The 21,825-nt window shown below is 59.2% G+C and carries 22 protein-coding genes; 11 read left to right on the forward strand and 11 right to left on the reverse strand.

The features are described 5' to 3' along the window. The first annotated feature begins 75 nt into the window (after positions 1 to 75). A complete protein-coding gene (gene tnpC, locus NKJ93_RS20080) occupies positions 76 to 1,716 on the forward strand; it encodes an IS66 family transposase (protein ID WP_352547709.1) in 1,641 nt (546 codons plus the stop codon). Positions 1,717 to 2,632: 916 nt separating this feature from the next. Here the strand turns inward: tnpC and NKJ93_RS20085 are convergent. From NKJ93_RS20085 to NKJ93_RS20115, 7 genes are read right to left on the reverse strand one after another with little or no spacing between them, the layout of a single operon-like run. Beyond that, positions 2,633 to 3,628: a response regulator gene (locus NKJ93_RS20085; RefSeq protein ID WP_031195385.1), complete on the reverse strand. Its 996-nt coding sequence runs from the start codon at positions 3,626 to 3,628 to the stop codon at positions 2,633 to 2,635. Between the two features lie 11 nt (positions 3,629 to 3,639). Continuing rightward, a complete protein-coding gene (locus NKJ93_RS20090) occupies positions 3,640 to 4,662 on the reverse strand; it encodes a chemotaxis response regulator protein-glutamate methylesterase (RefSeq protein ID WP_352469269.1) in 1,023 nt (340 codons plus the stop codon). 22 nt (positions 4,663 to 4,684) lie between these two features. Next, positions 4,685 to 6,964 (reverse strand): hybrid sensor histidine kinase/response regulator, encoded by a 2,280-nt coding sequence (locus NKJ93_RS20095; protein WP_023722961.1) that lies wholly within the window; start codon positions 6,962 to 6,964, stop codon positions 4,685 to 4,687. Then, complete coding sequence (locus NKJ93_RS20100) at positions 6,961 to 7,680, reverse strand: chemotaxis protein CheW (RefSeq protein WP_051409790.1); 720 nt, start codon at positions 7,678 to 7,680, stop codon at positions 6,961 to 6,963. Before NKJ93_RS20100 ends, NKJ93_RS20095 begins: the two co-directional genes overlap by 4 nt. Next, positions 7,677 to 8,930, reverse strand: a complete 1,254-nt coding sequence (locus NKJ93_RS20105; protein WP_023722963.1) for a CheR family methyltransferase — start codon at positions 8,928 to 8,930, stop codon at positions 7,677 to 7,679. The genes NKJ93_RS20100 and NKJ93_RS20105 overlap by 4 nt, the downstream gene beginning before the upstream one ends. Then, on the reverse strand, positions 8,927 to 9,391 hold the full coding sequence (locus NKJ93_RS20110; RefSeq protein WP_023680840.1) for a chemotaxis protein CheW: 465 nt from the start codon (positions 9,389 to 9,391) through the stop codon (positions 8,927 to 8,929). The genes NKJ93_RS20105 and NKJ93_RS20110 overlap by 4 nt, the downstream gene beginning before the upstream one ends. Before the next feature lie 7 nt (positions 9,392 to 9,398). Beyond that, positions 9,399 to 11,297, reverse strand: coding sequence for a methyl-accepting chemotaxis protein (locus NKJ93_RS20115; protein WP_352516342.1), 1,899 nt, complete (start codon positions 11,295 to 11,297; stop codon positions 9,399 to 9,401). 470 nt (positions 11,298 to 11,767) lie between these two features. Between NKJ93_RS20115 and NKJ93_RS20120 the strand changes: the two genes are divergently transcribed. From NKJ93_RS20120 to NKJ93_RS20140, 5 genes are all read left to right on the forward strand, one after another. After that, the gene (locus NKJ93_RS20120) at positions 11,768 to 13,000 is read left to right on the forward strand and encodes a pilus assembly protein TadG-related protein (protein ID WP_352469276.1); all 1,233 of its coding nucleotides are present in this window, start codon (positions 11,768 to 11,770) and stop codon (positions 12,998 to 13,000) included. Positions 13,001 to 13,005: 5 nt separating this feature from the next. Beyond that, positions 13,006 to 13,446, forward strand: coding sequence for a TadE/TadG family type IV pilus assembly protein (locus NKJ93_RS20125; protein WP_031195389.1), 441 nt, complete (start codon positions 13,006 to 13,008; stop codon positions 13,444 to 13,446). A gap of 40 nt (positions 13,447 to 13,486) precedes the next feature. Then, complete coding sequence (locus NKJ93_RS20130; protein ID WP_352469275.1) at positions 13,487 to 13,840, forward strand: TadE/TadG family type IV pilus assembly protein; 354 nt, start codon at positions 13,487 to 13,489, stop codon at positions 13,838 to 13,840. 295 nt (positions 13,841 to 14,135) lie between these two features. Beyond that, positions 14,136 to 14,420 carry a PilZ domain-containing protein gene (locus NKJ93_RS20135; protein WP_023680838.1) on the forward strand — a complete coding sequence of 95 codons (285 nt, stop codon included), beginning with the start codon at positions 14,136 to 14,138 and terminating at the stop codon, positions 14,418 to 14,420. Between the two features lie 826 nt (positions 14,421 to 15,246). After that, complete coding sequence (locus NKJ93_RS20140) at positions 15,247 to 15,444, forward strand: hypothetical protein (RefSeq protein ID WP_023722969.1); 198 nt, start codon at positions 15,247 to 15,249, stop codon at positions 15,442 to 15,444. 253 nt (positions 15,445 to 15,697) lie between these two features. On the opposite strand, the gene NKJ93_RS20145 is transcribed toward NKJ93_RS20140, so the two are convergent. The 3 genes from NKJ93_RS20145 to NKJ93_RS20155 all read right to left on the reverse strand — a co-directional run bounded on the left by NKJ93_RS20145 (position 15,698) and on the right by NKJ93_RS20155 (position 16,915). After that, a complete protein-coding gene (locus tag NKJ93_RS20145) occupies positions 15,698 to 15,997 on the reverse strand; it encodes a DUF6074 family protein (RefSeq protein WP_352536487.1) in 300 nt (99 codons plus the stop codon). Continuing rightward, positions 15,886 to 16,503 (reverse strand): amylo-alpha-1,6-glucosidase, encoded by a 618-nt coding sequence (locus NKJ93_RS20150; RefSeq protein WP_023722970.1) that lies wholly within the window; start codon positions 16,501 to 16,503, stop codon positions 15,886 to 15,888. Before NKJ93_RS20150 ends, NKJ93_RS20145 begins: the two co-directional genes overlap by 112 nt. Before the next feature lie 85 nt (positions 16,504 to 16,588). Further along, positions 16,589 to 16,915, reverse strand: coding sequence for a glycogen debranching N-terminal domain-containing protein (locus NKJ93_RS20155; protein WP_023722971.1), 327 nt, complete (start codon positions 16,913 to 16,915; stop codon positions 16,589 to 16,591). A 480-nt stretch (positions 16,916 to 17,395) separates the two neighbouring features. On the opposite strand from NKJ93_RS20155, the gene NKJ93_RS20160 reads away from it, so the two are divergent. The 4 genes from NKJ93_RS20160 (at position 17,396) to NKJ93_RS20175 (ending at position 19,204) form a co-directional block, all read left to right on the forward strand. Beyond that, on the forward strand, positions 17,396 to 17,623 hold the full coding sequence (locus NKJ93_RS20160) for a hypothetical protein (RefSeq protein ID WP_352469337.1): 228 nt from the start codon (positions 17,396 to 17,398) through the stop codon (positions 17,621 to 17,623). Positions 17,624 to 17,898: 275 nt separating this feature from the next. Beyond that, positions 17,899 to 18,117: a hypothetical protein gene (locus NKJ93_RS20165; protein ID WP_352469336.1), complete on the forward strand. Its 219-nt coding sequence runs from the start codon at positions 17,899 to 17,901 to the stop codon at positions 18,115 to 18,117. 379 nt (positions 18,118 to 18,496) lie between these two features. Continuing rightward, positions 18,497 to 18,751, forward strand: a complete 255-nt coding sequence (locus NKJ93_RS20170; protein ID WP_352469335.1) for a DUF982 domain-containing protein — start codon at positions 18,497 to 18,499, stop codon at positions 18,749 to 18,751. A gap of 207 nt (positions 18,752 to 18,958) precedes the next feature. Then, the gene (locus NKJ93_RS20175; protein ID WP_352469334.1) at positions 18,959 to 19,204 is read left to right on the forward strand and encodes a DUF982 domain-containing protein; all 246 of its coding nucleotides are present in this window, start codon (positions 18,959 to 18,961) and stop codon (positions 19,202 to 19,204) included. Between the two features lie 1,671 nt (positions 19,205 to 20,875). Here NKJ93_RS20175 and NKJ93_RS20180 read toward each other — a convergent pair. Further along, positions 20,876 to 21,337: a hypothetical protein gene (locus NKJ93_RS20180; RefSeq protein ID WP_352469333.1), complete on the reverse strand. Its 462-nt coding sequence runs from the start codon at positions 21,335 to 21,337 to the stop codon at positions 20,876 to 20,878. A 67-nt stretch (positions 21,338 to 21,404) separates the two neighbouring features. On the opposite strand from NKJ93_RS20180, the gene NKJ93_RS20185 reads away from it, so the two are divergent. Further along, complete coding sequence (locus tag NKJ93_RS20185; RefSeq protein WP_023680685.1) at positions 21,405 to 21,581, forward strand: hypothetical protein; 177 nt, start codon at positions 21,405 to 21,407, stop codon at positions 21,579 to 21,581. Positions 21,582 to 21,825: the final 244 nt, after the last annotated feature.

Raw genomic sequence — 21,825 nt, forward strand, 5'->3', positions numbered from 1 at the left:
ACCGGCCTGCGGCAAGATGAATCATGCGGCTGGAACGGTTGGGAAAGCGGCTGTTTTTGTGCTTTGCTGCCTGCCATGGTTCTACCGGGTCTTGCCCTTCCCGACGACGTTGATGCGCTGAAGGCGATGATCCTTTCCATGGCTCGCGAGCAGGCTGCGAGCGAGGCCCGGATCGTAGTCGCCGAAGCTCGGATCGCAGCCTCCGAGGCGGAGGTCGCCCGGCTGAAGGCCGTCGAGAAGAGCGCCAACGAGCGGATTGCCAATCTCACGTCGATCCTGAAGGTTTTGCAGCGCACGCAACATGGCACGCGTTCCGAGCGGCTACGCCTGGCCATCGACGACGAGCAGGCCTCCTTTGCCTTCGAAGAGGTCGAGACCGGCCTTTCTGCGATCCGCAGCGAACTCGATCACGCAGTCAAGGGCAAGCCAAAGCGCGCAGCGCGTCCACGCAAGGGTTTTGCAGCTCATCTCGAACGCATCGAGGAAGTTATCGAGCCGGAAATCCCGGGCGACTGCGAGGGGCTGGAAAAGGTTCTGATCCGCGAGGATCGATCCGAGCGGTTGGACGTCGTGCCGCCGAAGTTCCGGGTCATCGTCACGCGCCGTCCCAAATACGCTTTCCGGGGCCGTGACGGCGTGGTCCAGGCTCTGGCGTCGGCGCACATCGTTGAAAGCGGCCTGCCGACGGAGCGGCTGCTCGCCTATATCGCCGTGTCGAAATACGCCGACGGCCTTCCGCTTTACCGGCAGGAGACGATCTATCTGCGCGATGGCGTTGAACTCAGCCGGTCGTTGATGGCGCAGTGGATGGGGCACCTGGGCTTCGAGTTGCAGATGCTCGCCGATTACATCCTTGAGCGCGTCAAGGAGGGCGAAAGGGTCTTCGCCGACGAGACGACCTTGCCCACCCTTGCCCCCGGAGCGGGGAAAACCACGAAAGCCTGGCTATGGGCCTACGCACGGGATGATCGACCCTATGGCGGAACCAGTCCGCCAATGGTTGCCTATCGTTTTGAAGACAGCAGAGGCGCGGATTGCGTGGCGCGCCACCTCGCCGGATTCAGCGGCATCCTGCAAGTGGATGGCTACTCGGCCTATACCAACCTGGTCAAGGCACGGGCCAAAGCCGGCAGCAATGAAACAATCCGGCTCGCCGGCTGCTGGGCTCACCTGCGGCGCAAATTCTACGACCTGCACATCAGCGGGATCTCGCAGGCCGCGACGGATTCGATCATCGCCATGACCGAATTGTGGAAGGTCGAGGACGAGGTTCGCGGCAAGGATGCCGGAAGCCGCGCCGCGCTCCGTCAGGAAAAGTCCGTGGCCATTGTCGCGAGCCTCTTCGATCTATGGGAAGCGGAACTGGGCAAGGTCTCCGGAAAATCCAAGACCGCCGAGGCGATCCGCTACGCGCTCACCCGGCGGGAGGCGCTGGAACGCTTTCTGATGGACGGTCGCATCGAAATCGACTCCAATATCGTCGAGCGTGCAATCAGGCCCCAGACGATCACGCGAAAGAATAGTCTATTCGCCGGCGGCCAAGGCGGTGGACGAACCTGGGCTACGGTAGCCACCTTGCTGCAATCCTGCAAAATGAACAGCGTCGATCCGCTCGACTGGCTCTCCCAGACCTTGACCCGCATCGCTCAAGGCTGGCCGGCATCCGAGATCGAAATGCTCATGCCTTGGAACTTTAGGCCTGACGTTATCGGCTGACCGCTTACGCGCGATCAGCCTATCACGTACGATTTGGCTTTGCAGGCGATGCGGCTGGCCCGCGGCTGCTGACTAGAAGCGATCGGCCGAACCAAAGAAGAGGCGCTCCCTTGTTTCGCGCCGTATCCCCATCTAGCCTGCACTATTGTCAGTTGAGGTGACGGGTATGAAACAGAATCAGGTTGGCATTCAGCGATCATTCGCAAGCAACGCATTGGCCATCGGGCTTTTGATATCGAGCATATCTCTGGCAGGGTGCACTACAGTCTCAAATAGCGGTGCGGATGGTCGACGCCGCCGTCCGGCACCTATACGGATATTGTCGTTGTGACGGTCACCTTTTGAGATAGGCGCATGGAGCCGGCGCTTGCTGGGGATTGCCCAGGCCCGGCACGATGCTCCGCCCGACCCCCTACTCGTGCCGGGCACACTCCTCCGGCTCGTTAGTCACTGCTCTCAAGCGGCTCCCCTATCTCGAAGACGCTCCCGCGTGCTGAGCAGGCGGTTGATCAATTGACAAGCAGCGTGTGATCGTAAGGTTTCGCCAGCAGTGGTCCTCCATCGCACCAGCCTCCCGCATCGGCTGCGGCGTCCGATACCCTGACGTGAGGATCACCTTCACGCAAGGAGATCGGTGGGCGTATCCGGGCGGGCGCGTTGCGCAAGTCTATTTCGCGCCAAAAGGGGCGAGGGATGTCCTAGATTAGACTGGACCAGCCGCATAAGCGTCGGAGGCGTACCCGTCGAAAACGAACTCGTGTTTGAGGTTCCGGTCCGCGGAACAGCAGTTATCCAGAAATGGAACTGACTTTGAACTGTTTCGCTTGCCCGGTTGACAATCGAGGGGTCCCGTTCGGCGATCACCAAGCCTTTAAACTGCACGAGCTGTAAGCCCGTCCGTAAAGCACCCTTACCTTTAGTCGTAATACACGACACGGTCCCGTCCTTCCGACTTGGCGCGGAAGAGCGCCAGATCGGCCGCCTTGATGAGGTCATTTGGCGTGTGGTTCTCATCAGGCACCATGGTTGCAACACCGACGCTGATTGTCACCCGCTCAGAACCGTGTGGAATGCTCAAGGCTCGCACGCTCTGCACGAGCCGCTCGGCCATAGCGCCCGACTGCGCCTGCAAAATATCGACCACCACCACGACGAACTCTTCGCCGCCGTAGCGCGCCGCGAGATCGGTCGAGCGGTTGCAACTGCTTTGGATTACACTGGCGACCTGCTTCAGCACCTCGTCGCCTGCCATGTGGCCATAGGTGTCGTTGTAGCGCTTGAAGTGATCGGCATCGATCATAAACAACGACAGCGGGCTCTTCGTGCGGACCGCGCGCTTCCATTCCGCCGCGAGATATTCATCGAAGTAGCGCCGGTTTCCCAGACCTGTGAGACCGTCAATCCGTGTGAGACGTTCCAGCTCGAGATTCGCGCGCATTAATTGCCGCTGGCTTTCTCGCAGGGCCCTGTATGCCTCCTCTCGCTGAACGTGGTCAAGATAGGCCCGGGAGTGATAACGGACACGAGCGACCAACTCGATACGGTCCGGCAGTTTGACCAAATAGTCGTTCGCTCCGGCCTCGAATGCCTCGCCCTTGATGGCCGGATCTTCTTTACTTGACAGCACGATGACGGGGACAGAATGCGTCGAGGAATTCTTTCGGTATTGCCGTACCAAGTCCAGCCCATCAACGCCCGGCATGACAAGATCCTGCAGGATGACCGTTGGCTTCACTTCGTCGGCAACTGTAGTCGCTTTGAGCGGATCGGTGCAGAAGTGGAAATCTATGTCCGGCTGGTTTGCGAGCGCGCGCCGGACCGCTTCACAGATCATTATCTGGTCGTCCACCAGCAGAACCATTGACGAGTAATTGTCTGCCAGGGGTGAGACGAGATTGGATTTGCCCGTCATAGAATAACCTTTCAGCAAGATGGGCCGCACGCCTCGATTAGGCGCGGGGCGATTGAGTCAAGCGGTAGGATCTCGACAGCGGCACCGATGGCAGCGGCGGCTTTGGGCATCCCATAGACCGCACTCGACGCGCTGTCTTGAGCGATTGTCAAATGCCCTTTGTCGCGTAGCAGCTTGAGCCCTTGGGCACCATCTCTACCCATGCCCGTGAGCAAGACACCGATCACGACACCCGGCCACCACTGCGCGGCGCTCTCAAGGAATACATCTACGGAGGGACGGTAGACGTTGTCGTGCGGCTTCGGGGTATAGCCGAGCTTGTGGGCTGACTTGAAGACGAGATGATCAGCCGTGGCCGCAATTAGAACGGTGCCGGCCTCGGGCTCATCTCCTTCGCGTGCCGGACGGATTGGAAGTGCCGCATGCTGGCCGAGCCAGTTTGCAAAACCGGGTACGAACTGCGCATCGAGATGCTGTACGAGAACTATTGCGGCCGTGAAATTGCTCGGAAATGCGCCGAGGATCGCGGCAACAGCTGCGGGCCCGCCCGCAGACGCGCCGATGGCAATAAGGTGCTGTGCCGATGACACAGACGGGGGCAATGTCCGTGTGCCCCAATTTGAAGACGGCGCATCACGTACGAGTTTGCTGATCGTCGTTATCTTCTTGATGAGAAGCTGTGCGGACCGTCCGGACCCCGGGCCGTCAGAGCCGATCGAGGGGATGTCGACCGCGTCAAGCGCGCCATACCCCATTGCTTCATAGACACCAGGAATGTTGGCCTCAATGCTCGCCGTGACCAGCAGAATCAGGCATGGCGTCTTCGCCATGATCCTGCGCGTAGCCTCGACGCCATCCATTTCCGGCATCACCAGGTCCATGAGGATCAGGTCCGGGAGGTCTCGTTGGCAGGCCTCTACTGCCTCACGCCCGTTAACGGCGATCCAGGCCACCTGATGTTCCGGGGTTGATACAACCAATCGCCGCAGAAGCTCGACCGCAAGAGGCATATCGTTGACGATAGCGATCCTCATTGATGGATACACACGCTGCGCCTCATTCTGTCGCCTGGCCGATCAGGTCGACGACTGCATGGAGCAGTGTCTCGTCGTGGAAACTCCCTTTAGTCAGGTAGTAGTCCGCGCCGGCGTCCAGACCTCGCCTGCGATCGTCTTCGCGATCTTTGTACGACACGATCATGATCGGGGTGTTCCCGAGCCGGCTGTCCTTCTTCATCAAGGTCACCAGTTCGATGCCGTCCATGCGCGGCATATCAACATCGGTGATAACAAGATCGAATGGTTCAGACCGTATGGCGTTCCATCCATCCATACCATCAATCGCCACCTCGACCTCATAGCCGTTATTGTCCAGCAGCTTGCGTTCGAGCTCACGTACCGTCAAAGAATCGTCGACCACCAGAACGCGCTTGCGCCGCCTAAGATCGGGGCTGGTAGTACCACGCCGCAAGGTGCGTAGGCCGCCGGATGACGCGAGCTTGTCTACTGATCGGATCAGATCGTCGACATCAACGATAAGCACGGGCGAACCATCTTCCATCAACGCCGCCGCGCTGATGTCCTTGACCTTGGCAAAGCGAGGATCTAGCGGCCGGACCACCAACTCGCGCTCGCCCAGGAAGCGGTCGACAATCAACCCGTGGGTTTCACCGTGATCACCATTAATCAGAACGACTGAAAGTTCATCGGCGTCTGCTTGCGGCTCAGCGCGGTCAAGAACCTCGTGCGCGGTGACTAGTCCGATCTGTCGATCCTCGAAGCGGAAATGCGGCCGGCCTTCGAGCAGTTCGATGCGCGTGCGCGGCAACTTTATCGTGCTGGCGATGCCTGCGAGCGGGAAGGCGTATGGCTCTCCGTCAATGTCGACGAGCAGCGTGCGGAGCACCGACAAGGTCAACGGCAGCTGTAGTTGAAATCGGGTTCCGAAGCCGAACTCTGAGGAGACGGTTGCGAGGCCTCGGACCTGCTTGGTCATCGCCTGTACGGCATCGAGCCCCACGCCGCGTCCGGAGATGTTGCTAACCGTCGCTTTCATCGAAAAGCCTGGCAGAAACAGAAATTCGAGCAATTCCGCTTCGGCAAGTCTGCCGACGGTCTCCTCTGTCGTCAGGCCGCGCGCCACGACCGTCTCGCGCAGCTTGTTCAGATCGATTCCCCTTCCGTCGTCCGCGACGATTATCTGCAGCAGGCCCGCATTGTGCCGTGCTTCGAGCCTGATGACACCTTCTTCAGATTTGCCGGCTGCTATACGTTCGTCGGTCGTTTCGAGCCCATGGTCGACAGCATTGCGGAGGAGATGGCCGAGTGGTGCCTCGAGTTGGTCCAGGATGTCGCGATCGATGCCAGTTGAGCCCCCGACGATGTCTAACCGCACGTTCTTCCCCAAGGTTCGGCCAAGGTCGCGCACCGTCCTTGAGTAGTGCCGGACGCCATCCTCGAAGGGGCGCATGCGACTCGCCAGCGTTTCGTCATAGAGTCGGTTCGCAAGGTCAGTGGCTCTGCGGTCAATCGAGTCCAATTCGTCAAGGCGCTCTGCGAGGAACGTCTGGCTCAGCCGAAGTTTTTGCAGCGCCTCTGCCAGTGCTTGCACCGCCCGATCGTCCTTAGGAATCTCGGCCAGTGCGTCGCCTAGCACGTCGAAGGCAATGGCCAGATCCGACTGAATCCGTTTCAGTCGAAGTAGGCCGCCCGTAAACGGCCTGAGGCGACGAGCCTCCATCAGGGACTCACCGGCAAGCCCTAGTAAGCGGTTTAGACTATCGGCCGTTACCCGCACCATACGGTCGGAACCGACGCCGCCATAAGGTTGAAGAAGTGGTTCCGATCGAGCGAGGACGCTCGTCTCCTTCGCCGAAGAGGCCCACGGCGCCTCCTGCGGGGCAGCATTTGAGCCGGCGAGCTCCGTCTCTGATGCTGTCGATGGGGAGGATGCCTGCTCAAGCGCCAGCAGAAAACCGGCTATTTCCAGTTTGGCGCTCTCATCGGCCGAGGCAGGCTCACTCGCTATGGATCCGAGGAGATCGACGCCTTTCAAAAGTGTATCGATGTGCTCGCGACTCAGGCTGAGACGCCCCCGCTGTGCGGCGACCAGGCACTCTTCCATCGCGTGCGCAACTTCCACCGCCGGCGTCAGATCGACGATCCGGGCCGCCCCCTTCAGCGAATGGGCAGCCCGCATGCAAGCGTCGAGACTCTGGGCGGACACGGGATCGCGTTCGAGCGCTAGCAGACCGGACGTCAGGGCCTGCGACTGCGTCTCCAATTCGGCCCGAAAGAGGTCGAGCATCGAAAATTGGCTGTAGTCCGCGCCGCTCATGCGATAGCTCGATCGAGCATGGCCAGCAGCAGCGCCTCGTCCAGACAACCGACCGCGCCCCTTCGCCACGAGACCATGGCTGCCGTCATGGTCGAGGACGCCTTGCCAACGGTAGCAGGCAAGGCAAGCTTGTCGCTCTGTTTGAATCGATAAATGCCGTGCATTTCGTCCACAGCAAAAGCAACGCGCTTGTCGCTGTTGCCGACGACGATAAGACGCGGAAATGCCTTGGTCCGCGTGTCCTGTACCCGCGTTTTGCGGTCGTCTACTCCGAGCAGTTTGGCCAACGAAATGCAAACCAGCAATTCGCCTCGAACATTGACAATGCCGAGAACCGCACTGTTCCTGCGGTGTGGCAGCGAATGAATGCTACGCAGCTCGGCCACTTCTTGGAAGCAGCCAACCGGAAGCGCCAGCCATTCCTCGCCGAGACGAAAGACAACGACCGTCTGAAATGCACTGCTCTCGGCATTCCCGACTGCTTCATCGGTCCTTGCCTGGGCAAAATGTCGGGCCCACTCGTCCCGATAGCCGGGCGGCAGCGGACGGTTCAGGAGGTTCCGTGCGATTTCCTTATAGGTCGGGCAGTTCCGGCAGTGGAGATGTTGCTCCAGTTCAGGGCACGATCTGTCACCACGAACGCCTATTTGCCGCCAGCAGTCGCCGATGGCAATGTCCGGCACCGATGATGCGCTACCGGGCTCAGCTGACGTCAAGTGCCGCTCCTTTTCCCAATCCGACCGAGCCGCCCGGTGAGTGCCTCGGCACCGGCGATGTCACCCTGCTTGCGAAGCAGCAGCGCAAGATGCGCGAGGGCTTCTTGATGGCGGGGTTCGAGATAGAGGGCCTTGCGATAGTTCTGGATCGCCTCGGAACGCGCATCTTCTGCATCCTGAGCTAGCCCGAGCAGATAGAAGATTTCCGGCGAAGGACCGTATTCCCCGAGATGCGTCAGCGCGAGTTCCTTTGCTTCCGCAACTCGTCCGGCATTGGCGGTGCGTTCTACAGAAGCGAGGCTTTGGGCCGCCCGCTCGGAAGGGTGGAAGGAGCGCTCCACTTTCGCTGCATTACTGGAGGCCGGCCGGATCGGGCTCAGCACTTTGCTGACGTCAGAGATAGGAGCAGGGGTGGCCGGACCGAAGCGCGACTTGGAGGGGGCAACCGTCCGGGGCGCCTTAGCCGGCTCCACGTTCGTGAACGCAAATGCCATCGGTAATCGCGCTGAAGCAAAGCCGTGCAGAATCGGAAGGCCTGATTCCGCTGGACCGACGAGCAGCAGGCCATCTGGCGCGAGGAGGGTCTTCAGACAAACCAGCGCGCGGTCTTGCAGGTTTCGGTTGAAATAGATCAGCAGGTTGCGGCAAAAAATAATGTCGTACGGTGCCGGCCCATACGAGGCCGCAGGATCAAACAGGTTGCCAAGCCTGAACCGGACTTGCTTCAGGACCCGCACCTCAGGCCGTAGTCCGCCTTCGGCCGCTTCGAGATAGCGCCCTCTGAATTCGAGAAAATCGCCGCGAAATGAGTTGCGCCCGTAGACCGCGCGCTCCGCGGCCGCGAGATTGCCCGTGCTCACGTCGACTGCGTCAATCTTGAAATCCTGTGCTCCGAAACCAGCATCGAACATGGCCATCGCCATCGAATAGGGCTCTTCGCCTGTCGAACATGGTAGGCTCAAGAGCATTATGGGTTGACCCGGCCGCATGCGCGCCCGTGCATGACGCGTCATTGCAGTGAAAGCTTCACGATCTCGGAAGAACCATGTCTCCGGTACGACAACCGCGTTGATCAGTTCCTGGAGCTCGGATGGGGAGCCAGCCAGCAACTGCCAATAATCTTGAAGCCCGCTGATCCGGCAGGCTGACATCCGCTCCCGGAGCGCGTGACGGATCACCGACAGACCGACAGTGCCGCTGTCCAGTCCAATCTTTTCCCTCAATAGCTGTTCGACCGCACCAAACATCATGAACTCATCGCGACCTGACGGAACAACGTTTTGCGAATGTCGTCCGATAGCAGCGCTTCGGCCCTGACCCACTGGACAAGTCCTCTATCGTCGGACGCCACGGGGCCCAAGTAGGGCGGAGTTCCCGCCTCCATCCCGGACGGCGCGAAGTCAGAAGGATCCCGCTCGAGCATATCGGTCGCTCGTTCAGCAACAAGCGCAAGCAGGTGGTTCTCACCATCCTTGGTTGGATAGCGTATCAGAACGATTCGTGTGCTCAGCACCAGCGCCGAGGGGCGGCCAAGCGCAAGCAGGCTGAGATCGATCATGGGAACGGGTAAGCCCCGGCAGTTGATTAGGCCTACTACGCCGTTCGGCGCGCCCGGCAGCGTTCTCACGCCAATGTAAGGCAGGACCTCTTCAACCTGCTCCATGTCCAGCACATACCGGTCGCCACCTATACAGAACCCGAGGAATAGCATAGTCGTCCTAGCTCGCAGGCACCTCTCGTAGCGCCCGCAGTTTGAAACGGGAAATGCTGCTGCGTAACCCGCCCGAAACCTGATTGAGTTCGTCGATCGCGAGCGTGGATTGCTGGAGGGATTCAACCGTTTGCTGAGCGGCTTCGCTCAATTGTATCAGCGTCTCACTGATCTGCGCTGCGCCCGTTGCCTGGGCCTGCATTCCTTCATTGGCGACTTCGAAGCGTGGCACCAAGCCCTGGACCTGCTGAATAATCTCGTAGAGTTGGCCGCCGACCTGCTGCACATCTTGCATGCCACGTCGGACCTCCTCGGAGAATTTGTCCATGCCCATGACGCCGGCTGCGACGGCGGATTGAATTTCCTTGACCATCTGCTCGATGTCGTATGTCGAGACGGCGGTTTGGTCGGCAAGCCGCCGGATCTCCGTTGCCACGACCGCAAAGCCTCGCCCATATTGGCCCGCCTTTTCAGCCTCGATTGCGGCGTTTAGCGAAAGAAGGTTGGTCTGGTCGGCAACCTTGGTGATCGTGGTCACCACCTGATTGATATTGCCGGCCTTCTCGCTCAGGATCGCAAGTTTGGAATTAATCGCGGTGGCGGCTTCCATGACGTGCTGCATGGTTGCCTCCATGCGTGCCAGCCCTGCTTGTCCGCCGGTGGCGAGCGTGGCGGTTTGCTCGGCGACCGCAGAAACTTCGCTCATCGTTCGTACGAGCTCATTGGAGGTTGCCGAGATTTCCTTCGCGGTCGCTCGGATTTCGGTCGTAGTGGCCGCGATCTCATTTGCGGTTGCCTGCTGTTCCTTTGAGGTGGCGGCCACCTCGGTTATCGATGTGTTGACTTGAATGCTGGATTTCTGAACCTGGCCTATCAGCGTGGTGAGATCATCGGCCATGGTGTTGAAGCCCTCAGCCAGCGTGTCAAACTCGTCCTTGCGCTTCAAATCGAGGCGCCCGCTGAAGTCGCCCAGGCGCATTACACGGACGAGATCGACCAATCGGCCAAGCGGGACACTAACGGCACGGAATAGAAGATAGCCGCACAAAAGGGCCAAACCGAGTGCTACGAGGAACCCGGCAATCAGGCCCAACTTCGCTGTGCGGACGATCGAACCTATCTTTTGGGTCGAGCTGTTTGCCTCTCCTCTATGGTCCTCGACCATGGCTTGCAGAGCCGATTGCAATTTCCGAAAGATCGGCTCCACATTGTTCTTGATGGCCGGGCGCTCGTTGGGGATCTCTCCCTTCGCCAACGCGGCACGACTGGCATCCAGTACGGCGGCTTCGGCTTGGCGGAATTGATCGGCGAGGTCCTTGACGACAGCGTAGTTCTGCTTGTCCAAATCGGACTCAATGGTCTCTTCATACTCGTCCATCGACCGTTGCAGGGCGTCGCGGTTCGCCTTGATGGTAGTCTCGAAAGCCCGCTTGTCGGCAGGATTGTCCTGAAGAGCATATTCCTGGAGAAGACTATGGGCATCCATCTGTCCCATCATGATCTGGGTGCTGTGATAGAGGTCCGGAAGAGTTTCCTTTTCCACGCTGGTCGCTTCTTGCTCCGTCTGGAGAAACCAAACGTATGTAATGATGGCCATAACCGACATGACAACCAGAACGGCCGCGAAACTGGCGAGTATGCGGCGGCGTATCGTCAAGCTGTTCATCGGGCTCAGTTCCGCCAGGGCGCTAATTGATTTGTTGGCACGACTAGCCCAGCACCGCGTTGCGACTATGCCGAACAGGCGAGATTCATTCGAATCGCGGAATCTAATATTGGAAACGTTTCTTTTCCGTTCACGTCGCGCCCACAAGCCGCCTGCGAACGGCATGTACGCGTCCAAACCAATGGCCGATCGCATCGGCCGCAACTGGAAAGTATCTCCCACATCGAGCGTGGCAACCAACTCCCCTCCATTGAAACGCTCGTGAGTCGCGCGTGTTCTCAGCGACGGATTGCTTCGAAGGCCTGGCAAGGGGGCGCGCTGTTTCGCGCGAGAGCGCACATAGCTCGAGGTGGAACTCCTGGAAGCGCCGTGCAATTGGCGCCTAGGGTTGTCAAAGTGGAGCGCGTGCAGGTGAGGCCTGCTTGCCGTGCACGCTTTGCGCTGGCGCAAATCTGATTTCATTTGTCGCGGCTATGGCCGTTAGCCTACCCACGAGGGCGAAACACTCGCAAAGTCAATCATCGAGACTGGAAACGCTAACCCGATACGCGACTGGCGCCGCCGGTTGAAGAGAGGGCCAGCGACCAGCAGCGTGCTCGCCGAGTGCGGCCGCGGGAACTTGTGCCGGCCGCGCCAAGGAGCGGATATATCAAATGGAGCGCAATTCTTAGCCATTCCTTCATCCATCTTTCGTTAAATACCCCATGGAAATGGGGCGCCCCATATCGAGGCGGTTGGTTCGGTGTTTGCGACGAGGCGTCGGGACGAGCGGCAACGTTGCTACTATTTTTGCCCTATCTTTGCCGATTGTCGTCGGCGCAGCGGGTCTCGGTATCGAGACCTCCTACTGGTACTTTAGCAGCCTGAAATTACAGGCGGTGGCGGATGCGGCAGCCTATGCTGGCGCTTTGGAAAAGGTTTCGGGATCTGACAAGCCAACGATAGTCGCCGCCGCGACACTGTCAGCGACGACGAACGGCTGGGACCCGTCAACAGGCACAATCGAAATCTTCACTCCCCCGTCCTCTGGCCCGAATGTCGCCCAAAAGGCCGTCGAGGTCATCGTTCATCAGACCCTCGATCGGTTTTTCACATCGATATTCACGCAAAACGCGATCGGCGCACGGGCAAGAGCGGTGGCTTTTATCACTGACGCCTCAAAGGCCTGCGCTTTGTCGCTCAATCGTTCCGCCCCGAGAGCGGCGCTGTTTTCCGGCAGTTCGACCATAAAAATGACGGGCTGCTCCGTCATGTCCAATTCCATTGCCGCCGATGCGATCAAGCTTCAGGGATCGGCAAACCTTCAGGCCGACTGCCTGATATCGGCCGGCGGTGTTTCGTTGAACAACCCCGTGACGACTGTTTGCGCCAGCCCGATAACCCAGGCCTTACCCGCTGGTGATCCCTTTGCCGACCTGCTGGCGCCACCAGCCACAACCCCCTGTCAAAACTCGAAATTGTCGACCCTGAACCCCGGGACATACTGCAGCGGGCTGAGCTTGAGCGGCAATGTTGCGCTCGCGCCCGGCGTGTACGTCATTCAAGGCGGTGATTTCAAGGCGAACGCGAACGCCAATATTTCCGGCGACGGAGTCATCATCTATCTGGCCGGCACATCGAGCGTCAGCATGAACGGCAACGCCACCGTCAAGCTTAGCGCACCGACGTCGGGCACGTATTCCGGTGTGCTGTTTTACGGCAACAGAGGCAACCTGGCGGGATCGAACACGTTCAATGGCACGGCGGACTCGCTTTTGACCGGCGCTTTGTATTTTCCAACCCAGGATGTCAATTTTCTGGGCAATTTCTCTGGCAAAGGTGGTTGCACGCAGGTCGTCGCCGGTACCTTGCAGTGGTCCGGCAACACGAGCATCAGCCAGGATTGCACGAGCCTCGGAATGCGCGACATTCCGGCGACGCAATCCGTTCGGCTTGTGGAGTAATCTTCGTGGAACGGCGATCCGTCCGGATGTTCCGGAGCGATTCGGGTGTTGCTGCGGTAGAGTTTGCGCTGATTGTGCCGATCCTTTGCCTGGTACTTCTTGGCGTTATTAACGGCTGGTCTTTCGTATCAAGCGCGTTGTCGATGCGTGCAGGCGTCAAAACGGCGGCGAACCTCGTGATGCAAGGCGCGGCCGACGACGCGGCTACCCAAGCCGTCGCCCTTTCGAGCTGGGAAAATCATCCCGATGACGCGCAGGTGACGCTGAGCCGGAAATATATGTGCGGGATCACCGTGGTCGATCCATCTGTCCTGTGCGACAGTTTGAAAGCTCCCGCGGTTTTCGTCGAAATCCAGGCGACAGCCACCTGGTTCCCGCCCTTCAGTTTTGGCGATTTTTCCCTCTCGCGCGGGATCAGCCACAAACAGGTGATTCGTGTCCGCTAAAGCGGGAGCCTTCATACGTGGGGTATCAGGCGGAGCCGCATTGGAGTTCGCGCTGATCGCGCCTATTCTGATAATGCTTTTGATCGGCATCTTCGCATTCGGCTGGGCTCTGAATGCCATGTCGAGTGTTCGCTATACTCTGGAAACGTCCTCACGAGCGCTGCAAATGAAGAACTCGCTGACCGAAGCCGAGATAAAAGCGATAGCCACGGCAAAATTGCTGAGTTTGGGATTAAGCGATGTCAACATAACAATAGCAATCGACGCCCCCAGCGGCGGCTTTCGAATGGCCCATCTGACCGCCAAATATGCGTTCGTGATTGAATTCCCGTATTTCGACCGGTATCCGATTAATTATGCGACAACCGTCACGGTTCCGTTGATTGGAACATAAGGCTCATTCTAGTCGGACGCCGCAGCTAGTTCTCCATCAAAAAACCTGCAGCGAAGCTCTTCCTTGCCGCAAGGTGCTTCACGCGGGCTTTGATCCCCGGCTTGACCCATTGTGGGGTCGCCGGCGGCCTTGGCAAGCCCTTTGGTAGGAGGCCGGCATGCTCCTGAAACGTACTTCCACAACCGATCCCGCATGTCACGCCGCCTCTGACGATAACGCTATGTTCATCAGCCAAGCTCAATTATCTGGCAGACCAAAAACTACACGAAGCGACAGACGCCGGGAATTAGGCGAAATGGCTGAAGACGAACAGAGGCGCCAACGCAGGCAGCGCGTCTTCAAGGGCGCAACAATCCTGACCGGCATGACCCATTCCGAGGTCACGTGCACGGTGCGCAACATGCATGCCGGCGGCGCCGAACTGAAGGCCTCGATCGACGCTCGCGTCCCCGACGAATTCCTGCTCTATGTGCCGACCGACGGCATCGCCTACAAGGCGGTGGTTCGTTGGCGTCGCGAAGACCGCATCGGCGTCATGTTCACCGGCACCGAGCCAAAGCCGCACTGGCACTACGGCTAAATCCCCTGAACCACACCTCGTAGCCGTATGCTGGGCGGTGATTGACCCCGTCCTTTGGACGCCTTGTTCCTCCTCCAGAATTTCTTCGACTTAGGTGGCCGACAACCATTCTGGCGCCGACTGACTGCTCGCTTCCATTATCGGTTTGCCGACCATCGTTGGAGATTTCAGAATAGCTACTGCTCTCGCCCTCTCCACCGTCCTGATGGTTTAAACAGTGCCCGTGCATTTCGAGACGGTCCGAGTCGTCGCGAGGATGCGGCGCTGGTGGGGTCGGTCTGCTCGTGTGGAACTGCTCGCATTCATCACGCCTGCGTTGGTCGCGCACCTGCTCGGTATTGGGCAGGGGTAATAAAAGGCGCTGTTCCCCCACAAGCAGAAAACCGGCCTCCCCCTTGCTTCGGCCTGCGGCCTGCAGCACCGACAAGGCACCCGCTAGCGGGTGCCGCCGTCCATCTTTTCATGCCGTCGCGAATCGTCACGTGATCGGTCCGAAAGGTGATGGTTTTGGTCCGTCGAGACGACAGCGACATTCGCCTGACTGGGAACGACAGGGTCAGAGTGCCTGTCATATCAGGGAACGTCGTGCAATTTGTCGACCAGCCCACAAAGTTCCAAAAAAACGGACCGTTCGCTTTGAGGTTGAGTTGCGCCTTAGTGCTTCCCTTGTGATCTTCCTCAGCGTCCGCTGTTTTGACAGGGAGCGCATTGGTCATTCGGCCCATCGCGCTTTTCTGCGGCCCGCCGTTTCGCCCGACATCATGGAACGATATCGCCCCCCATGTATTAGAAACCCATGGACACTATGGAACCCCACGGCCACGGGATGGCGGCCGATCTTTTGACATCGGAAGTTGCCAATGCCAGGCAGCGCATCCACCGGACCGAGCTCGCACTTCAACGCACTGAAGAAATGCTGGCCGAAAATCTTGCGCTGTGCAGCAGGATACGAACTGCGGTCGAGGCCGCAGACCGCTTGGTGAAGATCGATCCCCCGAGCTTTGAAGGACGTCGCGCGGGTTGAACTGGGCCGGCGGTTGATTCGTCGCGACCTTCAGGCCACCGGCACCACTCGCGCTCAAGCACGGCGGCAACCAGGTCGACAGACGGCGAGCGCAGCTCATGGTGCGCGGCCTGGTGCTCGCGAGGAACCTGTCATCGGGCATGCGCTCCACTGCCTCGAAATGCCATCGCGCGCGCGGCGCCAAGACGTGGGGCCTGAGGCCCCACACCCCCATTCCGTTCCGCTTCGCGGACGGACATGCTCGCTCCCTCGCTCATGCGGCACTATCCGGTGTTGAGCCATATTGCTTTTGAGAGTGAAGGATGCGGCTGATCGCCGTCGCATAGCGGCTGATCTCGGCGTCGATCTGGCTTGGGGTAAAGCCTCGGCGTTCGAGCTTCTTCCGCTCCGGTGCAACATGCAGCGACCAGTAGCGCTGTCCGGCTTGGTAGGTGCGAGCGTTCAGCGCGGTTGGTATGCTGCGAAGACGTAACCTTGCAGCTCGACTAAGGCGATCGGTCCCTTGGGAATAGTGCCGTCGGTATGGAAGATCGCATCGGCACTGTCCTTCCAGCCCTGATTGAAGAGGCCCGTATCCGCTGCCCTGCTGTAGGTAACGAACCCCTCCCCGTTGCGGGCTCCGACCTCTTCCATCCAAGCCGTGGCAGCACCCAGTGATTCCCAAATGCGATCGACAAAGTCCTCATCTCCGGTCCTGTCGGCGTAGGACGAAGCCAGATAGATGTGCAGCGGAGTGGTGTCGACGCCATCATAGTAACGGCCGAACGGCAACTCGCGAAGCACGGCCATCTTGCCCTTGCGCATTTCGTGCATGATCTTGCCTGGCTCCGCGTCTCCGAAGACGGAAGTCTCGGTCGATTGGTAGCGGGCGAGAAACGCCAGCACGCCACGGGCAAGCTCGGGATTGAGCCAGAGCATCTGCAAGGCGGAAATGACTCCGTCGCGACCAAAGGCGGTTGAGAACCATGGAATGCCGGCATACGGGTATGGTCCCGTCTCGAGGTCGGTTGTCAGGAGCGCGATGTCGGTACGTATGCGGGCCAGCCAGTCATTGAACACGCGTCCGGAACTGAAAACGGTGGCGCCTTGCCGGCGCTTTGAGCGAATCGCACATCGCGCTCGCGCAGCGGCGGCACGAAACCGGTCACTGGACGGAATCTCTTCGCCGTGACCGACCATCCAGATGGAGGATCCTGCGGTCACGGCTCGGCACGACAATGCGGAACTCGGCGTAACTGGAATGCACCTGATCCGGCTCCGCAATGACCGACTGGCGCGCTACATTATCAAGCCCTTCGTACCGAAATGTGACGCTTGCCTCACCAATCAGCGCGTCAGGGGCACGACCGCGACGGCTACGCGTGGTGCCGCGCACCTCGAACATGTCTCGGAAATCGGCATCGAAGTCGAGACGGACCGGCAACGCAATCTCGCGCGAGAAGTAGTTGGTGAAGGTAATGCGCTCGAGCAACGGGGGGTCTTCGCGCGAGCCAGTTATCCGGTCTCCCGCTCAGAAATTTCTACCAAATATTCCGACCTCCTGATGGAACCCATTCGTTGCGGGCGAGTTGCGGCTCATTGGGACGGACTTCCCGAACATGACAACGAGCAACAAAGCAGACCATCAGTCTGTCTCCGGAGCGTTTCGGAAACTGATCCGTTCCGAAGGCTATCGTCATCACGTACAAACGTTCTTAAATCTGGAGGTCGAACCAGAACTGCCGCCCACCCTACAGTCATTACTTGCGGCTATTGATCGGGCCAAACAGGGCCCGACGGAAGAAGGTCCCTAGCCGGCTGGCTGGGCGTCAGGTCAAAGAGTATAGAGGCTCGCTTCGTGGCTTGTCCCCCTGATTCCCACTCAGAAGTCTATCAAACATTCTTCTTGATTTTTCCCGACAGAGGATCATGAATGTTCCCCTTGGGTTCTCGCTGAGGTGGGAGGCCTTGTATGAACGTTTGGACGAACTGCCGACCCGACAAAGTGACTGCCAAACACCTTGTTCACGAGCTGATCCTACAAGCCCGTCGCGGCCAAATCATCTCCGTCAAAGAGACTATCGCAGCGGTGCGCCGAGACGGGCCACATCTGGTGGAAAGTGACTGCGAGCTGGTGGAGCTTATCGTCGACCTTGCCCCAGCCTTTGGCATGTTCGTTGCGTTCGACATTCGCGAATAGCCTCGTAGCACCCCATTGGTTCTCCCCTGCGGTGTACGTCAGGACAGACCGACCTGGGATTGTGGGAGAAAGGCGGCTCGAGGCGCGTCAATAGGATCGAGGAGGAACATGGGGGTCTTCGCGAGCCGGTGTCCGATCCCCACCACAGAAATTCTACAAACATTCCTGACTGTGGCGGCCCAGCGCCGTACCAATTTGTACAATTCGTACATGGCCTTGATGCCGCTCAGGTAGGGAGTAGAGTCACCCTTCGGCGTGTCCCTGGGGAGGGCTGGATGAGCGTCGCGCGAAGGGTCGGTCCGTTTCTAGAACAAGCAATTACTGTACTCCTCAACAGGGCGGACCGTCGCGACACGGTCTCGATCAAAGCGGCACTACGCGAAGCTCGGGAGACTGCGCCTTATTTGGTGGCCTCCGACGAAGAACTAACCGAGGCAATCGTCGAGGCAGCAACTGCCATGGGCCTCTGCGTGGCTTTCGACGCCCAGGAGTAGCTGTCAGCCAACTTCGCTTGTCGTGACCTGGCAATGGCGACCGTGTGCTGCCATTCATTCTCGACATTCCGGCCTTGGCGTGACAGCCCTCACATTAACGCTCTCGCCGAGGACGAATAAGCATCGGATGCCGCAGATTTCCGAATGGTCCTTTGAGGCGATCGCCGCAATGGCTAGACCGACTACAAGCGAAATGACTAGGGCGACACCCACCGGAAGATGATGCATACCGGCTTCGTACCGACCGCTCGGATAAACGTCGATGAACGTTTGGAAACACCCGTCACGGACTCAGACCATCCCTAACAAATGGTTAGCCGTCCTCGTCGCTGAGCCGGTTCATAGAGAGGAAACCCGCTAGCCGCCCTAAGGCCCCTTCATGGCTCGCCACTGGTTCAACCCTCCGGTCCCCGTCAAGACCGAGCGTCCCGGGATCATCCGCAACGTCAACAACGCCGAGGCAGCCGGCGAGGAGCTGATGAAGTGGACCAAGCGTGGCCCTTGGTGGGACCTCGCGGTGCGCGTTTGCATGGCCTGCATTGCCGACGAGATGGAACCTGAGGAGGCACGGAAGGCATTCCTGGCCGCTGCAAAAGAGGAGGGGACATTACTCCCCCCAATGACAACCAGCTAACTTGAACTGCGGTAAAGGTTCTCTGACCAACACCGCCTTCGCGAAAGGAGCCCGCCGCCCGTGAGAGAAAGGCGACGGACCCCCACAGCGGCTGCACATCCAAGAAGGACCGCTGCGAGTTCTAAACCCGCGAGGGCCTACATCGTTCCTTAGCTGCGGCTAAAGCGGGGTTGGTCAGCGGGCTCTTGGCGCTCTAAGTTCCCCCTTATGGGTCCCCTCTGGTTCGCTCCCCCGGTCTACGTGAAGACGAAACGTCCGGGCATTCGCAATGGGGTCAGCCACGTCGAGGGAGCCGCCGAGGAACTCATGGGGTGGGACACAAAGGGCCCGAAGTGGACCAAGGCGGTCCAATCCTGCGTCGATGCGTTCCAGGGCAGCGCCTCCCCCCAAGAGGTGCGTGAAGCCTTTGAGGCGGCTGCCAAGGAGGCCAACGTGTATCTCTCCCCTGAGTAGGAGGTATCATGGCGCCCATCTGGTTCGTCCCTCCGGTGTTCGTGAAGACTGAAACCGGTGTCAGGCATGGCTGCAACAATGCGAAGGAAGCCCTTGAGCAGCTCAAGATGTGGACCCGGCGAGGGCCTCGCTGGCATAAGGCGGTGACCCTCTGCCTCCAAGCTCGAGGCTTTTCCCTTCACCCGCTACGGACCGCGGCCGAGGCGGCGAGAAAAGAGCGGCTTCGGCAACTCAACGAGACAATGCGCTCAGACAACGGGCCGGACGGCTGGATGTCACGATGAAAGGAGAGCCCTCCACCGTGAGGCAGTGGGCGAAAACCTTGCATTTCATCACGTTTGCACCTCCCTCGACTTGAGCCATCACAAATGCTCTGATCCTCCTTCCTTGGGAGGGGGCAACCATGTTTCGACTCGTCGCCGCTGCGGCGATTGCCGGCATTCTGATGCTGACGGCGCCGATCGTCATGCGCCCGGATCCGCAATACCCTGGTCGACAATCCCGGTCGAGGGCTGCTGCAAGACGTGCTCCGCCGGCAAGGCGTGCGGCGATAGCTGCATCTCGAGGGAGAAGAACTGCCACAAGGCGCATTGGTGCGCGTGTGAAGATCACTAACAGCCCTGATACCGGCTGTGGACACGCCATTGTGCGAGCAGTGGGAGCGGACCCTATCAGCGCATGAAGGGACTAGGATACGCATGACGACGCTTCAATCCGCCATGTAAGTGCTTGTCCGCCGCCAGGGTGAACAGAATAAGGAACACCAGCGTGTTCTTGAGGAATTGTCGTTGAAGGCGGAAAGGAACTGCGTCCAGAAGAGAGGCGCATAGCGCCGTGACGTCATCAGATGGCTAGTCGTATGGCCGTTCGTGGCGATTTCCATTGGGGCGGCTTCCATTGGGCAAGACCGTTGAAGATCGTGGCCGTATCGATCAGCGGTCTTGCGCGGTTTGAGCTTCTTGTACTGGGAACCCGGTTAGACTTCGTTACTGCGGCTCAAATCGATCAGCGGCTTTTGGGGTGGGGTCTTCTAGCCGGTTCATGAAGCGGCTTGCGCCATGAAATTGATGGCGCCGTCATTATCGAAGCGGGCGAAATTGGCATGGTGAATGTTTGCAGGCGCTTGAACCCTTGGGAGCATAGCTGTTGGAGGTCATCGATATTGTCTTTTGGTTTCAGGGTGAGATTGCGCCGGCGTTTGTCTGTCTCCAGGCCGGATACAATCAAGCGGTCTTGCGACGGTCCGGACGAACGCAGCGTCAGCGCTGCTCCGCAGCAGCGCGCTGCAGACGGCGGTCGCCAGCCAGCTTGAGGCGCAGTTGCCGCAACCACTCGCCATCCTCTCCGAGCGGATCGCAGGACAGCTACGCGATTCTGAGCACTGCCAAATCGGCCTAATTTTCCGCTGCCGAATGGACGATGAGACGCGTAAGCGAGTTTCCGGACCGGAAGCTATGCGTTGGGTTGCCCAAACGATGCAGAGGCGCTGCTGTGTTGGCGCGACACGCTCGACCGCAGGTGCGGACGGCATAAGAATTTTGGAGAGGCCCGTGGTGACTGGGGATTGCGCCGGTATTGGCGACGCGCGAAGACTGGGTCGATATCTGGGCGAAGGCAGCCCCTGCGACGCAGCTTCATACCGGAGAATGCGCTGCGAGGTTGTTGCCTCGGCTACCAACTCAAAGTGATTGTCCGGGAGAGTTCGGCGATGTCGCCATAGATCATCGAACCTGTGACGAGAAAACATTCATCACCGAGGACTTCGAAGGGTGAGCTTGACGCGGTACAAACCGGCAGGTTCTTCGAATTGGCGTACGTGCCGAGCGTCGCGGTTTCGACCTTACGGTCCTTGGCTTCGGCACAGCCGACACTGATCGCGAGGATTGCGATAGCAATGAGAGTCGTCTTGCTCATATTTTGCCCCTGGAGCCAGCTCTTGTCGGGTAAGTCGCGCGATGCATCAAAATAGCACCGGCCCACGATCGGCTTCATCCATCGATTGGAGGAAGCAGGCTCATCCATAATTAGCAATATCTTGAGTAAGGCACCGAGCGCACCAGACTCATGGAACGGCGCGCGGAATTTCCATTCGTGACGAGGTGGCGATCCCGGCCGCCTTCGCAAACGGGTCATTCAGCACTGCGTAAACGTCTCGATTCCGAGCTATAGCTTTCCGCATTCGATCATCGATCATACCAAGGTGAAGAAGGGGCAGCAGATCGAGCTTACCGGAGAGATCACGCGCGTAGACGAGGAAGGCGGCAGGGTGACCGTCGATCTGGGACCACTGGTGACGATCGACATCGACAAGGTCAGGCTGGTCGAGAAGTACAGGACGCCAAAGCGCAAGAAGCCGCTGCGCGACATGGTGGATTAGCTCGCGGACCGCCACTTATCCACGCGACATCGGTACCACTCAAACGAATGGCAATTTTCCGTCTGAATGCGTTTAGGGTCCATGCTCGGAGACCACGCATGGGTATCGCGCGGGAGACAGTGACTCCCCGTTTCAAGGCGTCGAGATGCTACGAGCACCGAAAAGTCAGTTCCTTAGACCTAAAGATCGGGCGATCTGCCAGCGGGTTGTCGACCAGGTAACCGCCGACGCCAAATGGTACAGC

The sequence above is a fragment of the Mesorhizobium sp. M0028 genome (assembly GCF_040323855.1).
Lineage (GTDB): Bacteria > Pseudomonadota > Alphaproteobacteria > Rhizobiales > Rhizobiaceae > Mesorhizobium.

Coding starts and splice junctions, on each gene's coding strand:
- tnpC (WP_352547709.1), top strand. CDS start 76: ATGGTTCTACCGGGTCTTGCCCTTCCCGACGACGTTGATGCGCTGAAG.
- NKJ93_RS20085 (WP_031195385.1), bottom strand. CDS start 3,628: ATGACGGGCAAATCCAATCTCGTCTCACCCCTGGCAGACAATTACTCG.
- NKJ93_RS20090 (WP_352469269.1), bottom strand. CDS start 4,662: ATGAGGATCGCTATCGTCAACGATATGCCTCTTGCGGTCGAGCTTCTG.
- NKJ93_RS20095 (WP_023722961.1), bottom strand. CDS start 6,964: ATGAGCGGCGCGGACTACAGCCAATTTTCGATGCTCGACCTCTTTCGG.
- NKJ93_RS20105 (WP_023722963.1), bottom strand. CDS start 8,930: ATGATGTTTGGTGCGGTCGAACAGCTATTGAGGGAAAAGATTGGACTG.
- NKJ93_RS20110 (WP_023680840.1), bottom strand. CDS start 9,391: ATGCTATTCCTCGGGTTCTGTATAGGTGGCGACCGGTATGTGCTGGAC.
- NKJ93_RS20120 (WP_352469276.1), top strand. CDS start 11,768: ATGGGGCGCCCCATATCGAGGCGGTTGGTTCGGTGTTTGCGACGAGGC.
- NKJ93_RS20135 (WP_023680838.1), top strand. CDS start 14,136: ATGGCTGAAGACGAACAGAGGCGCCAACGCAGGCAGCGCGTCTTCAAG.
- NKJ93_RS20140 (WP_023722969.1), top strand. CDS start 15,247: ATGGCGGCCGATCTTTTGACATCGGAAGTTGCCAATGCCAGGCAGCGC.
- NKJ93_RS20160 (WP_352469337.1), top strand. CDS start 17,396: ATGAACGTTTGGACGAACTGCCGACCCGACAAAGTGACTGCCAAACAC.
- NKJ93_RS20165 (WP_352469336.1), top strand. CDS start 17,899: ATGAGCGTCGCGCGAAGGGTCGGTCCGTTTCTAGAACAAGCAATTACT.
- NKJ93_RS20170 (WP_352469335.1), top strand. CDS start 18,497: ATGGCTCGCCACTGGTTCAACCCTCCGGTCCCCGTCAAGACCGAGCGT.
- NKJ93_RS20175 (WP_352469334.1), top strand. CDS start 18,959: ATGGGTCCCCTCTGGTTCGCTCCCCCGGTCTACGTGAAGACGAAACGT.
- NKJ93_RS20180 (WP_352469333.1), bottom strand. CDS start 21,337: ATGACCCGTTTGCGAAGGCGGCCGGGATCGCCACCTCGTCACGAATGG.